This window comes from Demequina sediminis (assembly GCF_039545075.1).
Classification (GTDB): Bacteria; Actinomycetota; Actinomycetes; order Actinomycetales; family Demequinaceae; genus Demequina; species Demequina sediminis.
On record NZ_BAABRR010000013.1, the window covers coordinates 72,021 to 79,973 of the forward strand.

The 7,953-nt window shown below is 71.1% G+C and carries 10 protein-coding genes and 1 tRNA gene; 10 read left to right on the plus strand and 1 reads right to left on the minus strand.

Going from position 1 to position 7,953, the window contains the following annotated elements; all coding sequences use genetic code 11:
- The first annotated feature begins 6 nt into the window (after positions 1-6).
- The 10 genes from proB to ABEA62_RS11360 all read left to right on the plus strand — a co-directional run bounded on the left by proB (position 7) and on the right by ABEA62_RS11360 (position 7,186).
- Positions 7-1,122, plus strand: a complete 1,116-nt coding sequence (gene proB / locus ABEA62_RS11315) for a glutamate 5-kinase (RefSeq protein WP_286215519.1) — start codon at positions 7-9, stop codon at positions 1,120-1,122.
- A gap of 347 nt (positions 1,123-1,469) precedes the next feature.
- Entirely contained in the window at positions 1,470-2,753 is a 1,284-nt protein-coding gene (locus tag ABEA62_RS11320; protein WP_286215522.1) for a glutamate-5-semialdehyde dehydrogenase, read from the plus strand.
- 64 nt (positions 2,754-2,817) lie between these two features.
- Positions 2,818-2,964 (plus strand): hypothetical protein, encoded by a 147-nt coding sequence (locus tag ABEA62_RS11325; RefSeq protein ID WP_286215523.1) that lies wholly within the window; start codon positions 2,818-2,820, stop codon positions 2,962-2,964.
- 1 nt (position 2,965) lies between these two features.
- Complete coding sequence (gene nadD, locus ABEA62_RS11330; protein WP_286215524.1) at positions 2,966-3,562, plus strand: nicotinate-nucleotide adenylyltransferase; 597 nt, start codon at positions 2,966-2,968, stop codon at positions 3,560-3,562.
- Positions 3,555-5,099 (plus strand): hypothetical protein, encoded by a 1,545-nt coding sequence (locus tag ABEA62_RS11335; RefSeq protein WP_286215526.1) that lies wholly within the window; start codon positions 3,555-3,557, stop codon positions 5,097-5,099. The genes nadD and ABEA62_RS11335 overlap by 8 nt, the downstream gene beginning before the upstream one ends.
- A complete protein-coding gene (rsfS, locus tag ABEA62_RS11340; RefSeq protein WP_286215527.1) occupies positions 5,096-5,458 on the plus strand; it encodes a ribosome silencing factor in 363 nt (120 codons plus the stop codon). Before ABEA62_RS11335 ends, rsfS begins: the two co-directional genes overlap by 4 nt.
- Positions 5,455-6,075 (plus strand): histidine phosphatase family protein, encoded by a 621-nt coding sequence (locus ABEA62_RS11345; RefSeq protein WP_286215528.1) that lies wholly within the window; start codon positions 5,455-5,457, stop codon positions 6,073-6,075. Before rsfS ends, ABEA62_RS11345 begins: the two co-directional genes overlap by 4 nt.
- Positions 6,072-6,668: a histidine phosphatase family protein gene (locus ABEA62_RS11350; protein ID WP_286215529.1), complete on the plus strand. Its 597-nt coding sequence runs from the start codon at positions 6,072-6,074 to the stop codon at positions 6,666-6,668. Before ABEA62_RS11345 ends, ABEA62_RS11350 begins: the two co-directional genes overlap by 4 nt.
- A gap of 64 nt (positions 6,669-6,732) precedes the next feature.
- Positions 6,733-6,805: transfer RNA gene (locus ABEA62_RS11355), tRNA-Ala, on the plus strand.
- Between the two features lie 210 nt (positions 6,806-7,015).
- On the plus strand, positions 7,016-7,186 hold the full coding sequence (locus ABEA62_RS11360; protein WP_286215530.1) for a hypothetical protein: 171 nt from the start codon (positions 7,016-7,018) through the stop codon (positions 7,184-7,186).
- A 12-nt stretch (positions 7,187-7,198) separates the two neighbouring features.
- Here ABEA62_RS11360 and ABEA62_RS11365 read toward each other — a convergent pair.
- Positions 7,199-7,953, minus strand: a 755-nt coding sequence (locus ABEA62_RS11365; RefSeq protein ID WP_345380186.1) for an IS256 family transposase, incomplete at its 5' end; no start/stop codon positions are given.

Below are 7,953 nucleotides of genomic sequence, written 5' to 3' on the forward strand. Positions count from 1 at the left end.
GTCAGGGTGAGCGAGGCGCGCGCACGCGTGGCGCAGTCACGTCGAATCGTCGTCAAGGTCGGGTCCTCGTCCCTGACGCGACCCGACGGCACCCTCGACGAGGCCCGCCTGGGCGCGTTGGTCGACGTGCTCGGCCAGGCGCGACGCGACGGCCGCGAGGTGCTGCTGGTGACGTCGGGATCCATCGCCGCCGGCATCGGCCCGCTTGGCCTCGCCGCGCGTCCCACCAACCTTGAACTCCAGCAGGCCGCCGCATCGGTCGGACAGGGCAAGCTCATCCACGCCTACACCGTCGCGTTCGCGCGCTACGGCCTCACGGTGGGCCAGGTCCTGCTCACCGCCGACGATATGGTCCGGCGGGCGCACTACGGCAACGCGCGCCGTGCGCTCGACTCGCTGCTGTCGCTCGGCGTGGTGCCCATCATCAATGAGAACGACACGGTGGCGACCGACGAGATTCGCTTTGGCGACAACGACCGCCTGGCCGCGCTGGTTGCGACCGCCGTGCGCGCGGACGCCCTCGTGCTGCTCACCGACGTCGACGCGCTGTACACCGCGGCTCCCGATTCTCCGGGCGCGCGGCGCATCGCGGAGGTGCACGGCGCGCGCGACCTGCACGGCATCGACATCTCCCGGCGTGGCTCGGCGGTGGGCACGGGCGGCATGATCACCAAGATCGAGGCCGCGTCGCTCGCGACCAACTCGGGAGTGACGGCCGTGCTTGCGGCGGCGGACGATGCCGCGCGCGCCCTCGCCGGTGAGGACGTGGGCACCGTGTTCCTGCCGACGGGCAAGCCCGAGACCACCCGCTTGCAGTGGCTCGCAGACGCGGCCAAGACTCGCGGCGGAATCGTGCTCGACGACGGCGCCGTGCGGGCGCTGCGCGGACGCCAGGCGTCGCTGCTCGCGGCGGGCGTGGTTGAGATCCGTGGCGACTTCGAGGCGGGCGAGCCGGTGGACCTGGTCTCACGCGACGGTCATCTGGTGGCGCGCGGATTCGCCGGCTTCTCCTCCGAGGAGGCCGACCGCATGAAGGGCCTGAGCACCGAGGCACTGGGAGAGGTGCTGGGCGAGGCCTACGCGCGCGAACTCATCCACATCGACCACCTCGTGGTGCTCTAGCTTCATCCGCCGCCGCCCCCCGGCCCCCGCCCCCGCCCCCTGCGGCTCCGCCCCTGGCCCCCGCCCCCTGCGGCTCCGCCCCTGGCCCCCGCCCCCCGCGGCTCCGCCCCTGGCCCCCGCCCCCTGCGGCTCCGCCACACGCTTTCGCGACTCCGCCACACACGCATCGGCGTGTCGGCGGCGTGTCGCGCTCGTGAAGGGTCTGAGGGGACGATGTCGGGCCTCGCTGTGTGGCGGAGCCGCAGGTGGGCGCGGTGTGGCGGAGCCGCAGGTGGGCGCGGGGTGGGGCGCGAAGGGTGCCACCTTGCCCTGGGCAGGCACCCTTGTGGCACCTAGACTCGGGTGCCATGACCGAGACCGCGATTCCCACCGACGTCGAGTCCGCCGTCCTCGAGGCCTGCCGCCGCGCCAAGCTCGCGTCGCGCGCGCTCGCGACCGCGACCACCACCACCAAGAACGACGCGCTGTACGCGATGGCGGACGCGCTCGTCGCGAACGCGGCGCGCATCGTCGAGGCCAATGCCGTCGATCTCGAGCGTGGGCGCGCGAACGACATGTCGCCCGGGCTCCTCGACCGCCTCGAGCTCACCGAGCAGCGCATCGCTGCTATCGCGGACGCGCTGCGCTACGTGGCGACGCTGCCCGACCCGGTGGGGGAGATCCGCCGCGGATCGACGTTGGCCAACGGCATTCGGCTGGTCCAGAAGGCCGTGCCGATGGGTGTGGTGGGCATGATCTATGAGGCGCGGCCGAACGTGACGGTCGATGCGGCCGGGCTCGCGCTCAAGTCGGGCAACGCGGCCGTGCTGCGCGGCGGTTCCGCGGCAGCGAGCTCGAACGAGGTGATCGTGGCGGTGCTCCAAGAGGCGCTTGAGTCGGTGGGCCTGCCCAAGGACGCGGTGCAGTCGATCGATGCGTACGGCCGGCCCGGGGCGCGCGTGCTGATGAACGCGCGTGGGCTGGTCGACGTGCTGGTCCCGCGCGGCGGACGTGACCTCATCCAGACCGTGGTGCGTGACTCGACGGTGCCCGCGATCGAGACGGGCGAGGGCAACTGCCACGTCTACCTCGATGCCTCGGCGCCGCTCGACCGCGCGATGGCGATCGTGCTGAACTCCAAGACCCACCGCGTGGGCGTGTGCAATGCGGCGGAGACGCTGCTGGTCCACCGCGACGCGGAGGACAAGATGCCGCAGATCCTCACCGCGCTTCACGAGGCGGGCGTGACGCTCCACGTCGACGACGCGATCGCCGACCTCGCCCCGCCGGCGGTCCCCACGGTCCCCGCGACCGAAGAGGACTGGGCCACGGAGTACCTGTCGATGGACCTCGCGATCAGGATGGTCGACAGCATCGACGAGGCCATCCAGCACATCGCGCGCTACTCCACCGGCCACACCGAGGCGATTGTCACCAACGACATCGACGCCGCGAACCACTTCGTCGCGCACATCGACTCCGCGGCCGTCATGGTCAACGCGTCGACGCGCTTCACGGATGGCGGCGAGTTCGGGCTGGGCGCGGAGATCGGCATCTCGACGCAGAAGCTCCACGCGCGCGGACCCATGGGCCTGGGCGAGCTCACGACGACGACGTGGGTCGCCTACGGGGACGGCCACATCCGGGGCTGAACCAGCCCGTGCATCGTTCCGCGCCCGCCTAGTGCCATAATCGCGGGAGACGAGAGGAGTCCCCATGTTCACCGAGGCCGTCGAGAACACCACGCACGTCGTCACCGAGCTTCCCATCCCCGCCCCCGCGTTCGGGCTGTTGGCCTTCACGGGGCTGATGGCTTTGCTGTTCGTGACGTTCGCGTTCCGGAGCGTCGGCACGCGTCACTGACGTGGACTCGCCCGTCGCGCGCGTAGGAGTGCTGGGGGGCACTTTTGACCCGATTCACACGGGTCACCTCGCCGTCGCGTCGGAAGTCTGCGCGGAGTTGGGTCTCGACCAGATCCTGCTCACTCCCGCCTACTCACAGCCCTTCAAGCTCGGGTACGACGCCGCGTCGCCCGAGCATCGGCTGGCGATGTGCGAACTCGTGGCAGCGGAGGACGAGCGGTTTGCGGTCTCTCCCGTTGACATCGAGCGCGGCGGCATCACCTACACGGTCGACACGCTGAGCGACCTCCGCGAGCAGCGACCCGATGCGGAGCTGTTCTTCATCACCGGCGCCGACGCCCTCGATCGCTTCGAGGAGTGGCGCGAACCGGACAGAATCGCCGAACTCGCCACACTTGTGGGAGTGACACGGCCCGGTCATTCGTTAGTTCACACGGAAAGGCCACATATCCTGGTGGAGGTCCCCGCGCTGGCGATATCCTCGACCGATGTGCGTCGCCGGGTGAGGGCCGGGAGACCAATCCGCTACCTCGTACCCCGCTGCGTGGCCGACTACATCGCTGTGAACGGGCTCTACTACGGAGGAATCGATGACTGACCAGGGCAGACCTTTGTCGCGCCGGGAGCGCCGCGAGGTCGAGGCCAGGATGGCCGCCCAGGACCAGCCGACCATCCCGATCCAGTCGGTGGTGCCGGGCCCCCTCACGAATCCCGACGGAACGGCCCTCACGCGCAAGCAGCGTCGCGAGCTCGAGCGCGCCGCGCGACCCCTCGAGACGTGGACGCCCGAGGAGGAGATGATCGCGACGGGGCAGATCCCCGCGATGACTCCCGACGTGTTGGCCGCGCAGGAGATGGTCGAGCGTCGCCGCGTTGACGAGCCCGTGGTTGAGGCGGAGCCCGAGCCGGTCGTTGAGCAGGAGCCGGTGGTCGAGTTTGAGCCCGAGCCTGAGCCCGAGCCTGAGCCTGTCGTTGAGGTCGCGCCGGAGCCCGAGCCCGTCGTTGAGGTCGCGCCGGAGCCAGAGCCCGAGCCGGAGCCCGCGTCGGCGATCGACGGCATCCCCGAGGAGTACCGCCACCTGTTCCCGCCGGGCTCGCTCCAGGCACGGCGCCTGCAGGAGCGCCTCGAGCGTGGCGAGACCATTACGCCCCCGGGTGGCATGCCCGCCGCGGGCGGGGACGAGCCCGAGCCCGAGGTTGAGGACCCGGCCGCGGAGATCCGTCGCCTGACCGCCGAGGCGATGGCTGGTATCACCCGCACGCAGCAGGTCCAGCGCATCACCGAGCCCATCGCCGAGCCGGAGCCCGCACCCGTCGCTGAGCCCTCGGTCGACGAGCGTCCGCAGCCCTCCGACGAGGCCACCCAGGTGCTCGACCCCGCGGAGGTGTACGCGCGCGCCGAGGCGGAGAGCGCTCCCCGCGAGGAGCCGCAGGCGCCGGAGCGTCCGTCGCTGTTCGGCGCGGTCGAGCGACCCTCCTTGTTCGCGGTCACGCCGCCGCCCGCGCCGGCTCCCGAGCCCGCACCCGCGCCGGCTCCCGAGCCCGCACCCGCGCCGGCTCCCGAGCCCGCGCCCGAGCCCTTCCTCGCGCCCGCACCGGCCCCCGCCCCCGTGAGCGACTCGCCGTGGTCGGCGCCCTCGCCCGAATCCGCGCCGTCGCCGGAGTCCGTCGCGACCCCGGCATCGTCCCCCAGCCCGGCCAGCGCCCCCTCGCCGACCACCCCCGCGGGTGGTGCGGGCATCGTCCCCGCGGGGCTGCGTCCCGCCGCGACGGCCCAGGCCACGGCTCCGTCGGTGTGGGACGCGCATCCGCTCACGCAGGCGCAGCCGCGCGAGGTGGCGGACTACACGCCGTCGCAGGACATCCCCATCCCCGACTTCACCAAGATCATGCACGGGTACGCGTCCACGAGCTCGTCGGCGGGCACCGCGCCCGCCGGGCACGTGGGAGACGGCCCCAGTCCCACCGACGTCCCGTTCCCGCCCACCGGCGGAATCGACATCACCCGCCGGCCCGTCAGCACCGAGATCGAGGAGGGGGCGCACCACTTCGCGTGGGCCCACCTGGCCGTGATCGGCGCGGTCGCGTTCCTGCTGGGCGTCCTGGTGTGGCATCTCACAGGGAATGCTGGATGACCGCCACTGATCGCGCGCTCGAACTCGTGCGCGCCGCGGCCAAGGCCGCCGACGACAAGAAGGCAGAGGGAATCGTCGCGCTCGACGTGTCCGCTCACTTGCCGCTCGCCGATGCGTTTGTCATCGCATCGGCGTCGAACGAGCGCCAGGTTGCCGCGATCGCCGAGGGGATCGAGGACGCGCTGCGCGAGATCGGCTCCGACGCCTTGCGCCGCGAGGGCGTGCGCGAGGGGCGGTGGGCGCTGCTGGACTTCAACGACATCATCGTCCACGTCATGCATGACGAGGAGCGCGCGTACTACGAGCTCGAGCGGCTGTGGAAGGACTGCCCGGTCATCGAGCTTGACCTGCCGCAGTGACCCGCCTGTACGTGGTCCGTCACGGTCAGACGGACTGGAACCTCGCGGGCCGGCTCCAGGGATCGTCGGACATCGAGCTCAACGACACGGGCCGCGCGCAGGCACGCGCCGCTGCCGCGTCGCTGTGGCCGGAGCTCTCGGGCACACCCGTGATCGTGTCCTCGACGCTGGGCCGCGCGATCGAGACCGCGCGGATCATCGCGCGCGGCGGTGAGTGCGAGCTGCACCAGGATGCGCGGCTGGGGGAGCGACGGTACGGGCCGTGGGAGGGGCTGCTCGCCCACGAGCGTGCCGAGCAGTATCCCGACGCCGATGCCGCGTGGCGCGCCGGCTTCGAACCCGACTTCGACGGCTACGAGTCGCACGCTACCGTCGCGGCGCGCACCACCGCCGCCGCACACGAGTGGACGTCGCGCGTGTCTGGTGACGTGGTCTTCGTGGCGCACGGGTCCTCGGGGCGCATGCTGCTGCTGTCCCTGCTGGGCCTGCCGCTCACGGGTCGCACGCTGGGCCACTTCGAGAACGCCGCCTGGTCGCGCCTGGTGCCCTCGCCCGCGGGCGGGTGGTCGCTCGAGCGCCACAACGTGGGCGCCCCGGCCGTGGCGGTGTCCTGGTGACGGTCCTGGTATTGCTGCGTCACGGGCGCACGGCGTACAACGCCGAGGGACGCCTGCAAGGCTCGCTCGACGTGCCGCTCGGCGCGCCCGGGCGCGAGCAGGCCGCTGCGGCGGCGCGTGCGCTGTTCGAGGAGTACGGCATTCCGGACAGGATTGTGACCTCGCCCCTCGCGCGTGCGGCGGACACGGCGGCGGAGCTGTCCGCGGTGACGGGGGTCCCCGCACTGGCCGATGCCCGGCTCGCGCAGCGCTCCTACGGCGAGTGGGAGGGGCTCACGTGGGACGAGATCAAGATGAGGTGGCCACTCGAGTACGAGCGCAGGCACCGTGGCCTGGATCCCCGCATCGAGGGGTGGGGGACCGCTGCGGAGGTGTCCGCGCGGGTGGCCGAGGGGCTGCTCGAGGCGTGTAGCGGGGCGAAGGTGGTGGTGGCGGTCAGTCACGGCTCGGCGATCATGCTGGGGTCGCTCGCGCTGCTGGGGCTGGACCTGCACTCCACCGCGCTGGGCAAACTCCCGCACGCGCATTGGAACGTTCTGGTGTCCTCTCCCGGCCACTGGTCGCTTGCGCGCTACGGCCTCGGGGCGGATTAACACCCGGCGGAGTTCTTGGGCTATTCTGGTCACCGCTCTTCGGAGCGCAGGACCTCCGGGTCTTGGGGCTGTGGCGCAGCTGGTAGCGCACCTGCATGGCATGCAGGGGGTCAGGGGTTCGAGTCCCCTCAGCTCCACGAAGTGTTGAGACAGCACTTGGCCGCTCCTCCAGGCATAACTCACCTGGGGAGCGGCCGTTCTCGTTTCTGGGCGACATCGTGTCAACGTTGCTGTCAACATGTCGTCGATCCTGGCCGCGCTGATGGCCATTCGCCATCTGTGCCCGCGCCGCGGTGAGTGCCGCCTATCCCTTGTATGTCGGAATAACAAGAGTTAACCTCGGTTATATGAGAACTCAGGCGCCTGTGCTCGCTCCGGTCTTTCGTTCGGAGGGTCAGGCGAGGCTGCTGTCTGCCGTGCTGCTTGGGTCCGAGGAGATCAGCATCGCCGACGCTGCCGTGCGATCAGGGGTCGCGTATCCGACGGCGTATGCGGTCAAGTCCCGTGGAGTGGTGTAGCGGTTTCCTTCGTCAGGCGGTGAGCGCGTAGGGCTCGGTCACCTCCTCGATGCCGGTGTTGGGCACGGGGGTGAGGCGGCAGCGGGCGAGGATCTCGAGTCCGAGGTAGCGCCGTCCCTCGGCCCATTCGTCGGTCTGCTCGGCCAGGACCGCGCCGACGAGGCGGATGATGGCGTCGCGGTTGGGGAAGATCCCGACCGCGTCGGTGCGACGCCGGATCTCCTTGTTCAGCCGTTCGGCGGGGTTGTTGGACCAGATCTGGGTCCACACGTCCTTGGGGAATGTGGTGAACGCGAGGAGGTCGTCGCGGGCGGCTTCCAGGTGGTCGGCGACGGCGGGCAGCTTGTCGCTCGTGTAGTCCAGGAGGCGGTCGAACTGGGCATGCACGGATGCTGCGTCGGGCTGGTCGTACACGGAGTGCAGCATGGACTTCACGACCGGCCACAGGGCCTTCGGGGTGACGGCCATGAGGTTCGCCGCGTAGTGGGTGCGGCAGCGCTGCCATACCGCTCCTGGCAGGTTCGCCGCGATGGCCTCCACGAGGCCGGCGTGGGCGTCGGACGTGACGAGGCGGACGCCGGCCAGGCCGCGGGCGACGAGGTCGGCGAGGAAGGTGTTCCAGGCGGACTTCGTTTCGCTGGTGGCGACCTGGAGTCCGAGGACTTCGCGGTGGCCGTCGCCGTTGACGCCCGTGGCGACCAGGCACACGGCGTTGATGACGCGGCCGCCCTCGCGGACCTTCATCGTCAGCGCGTCCGCGGCGACGA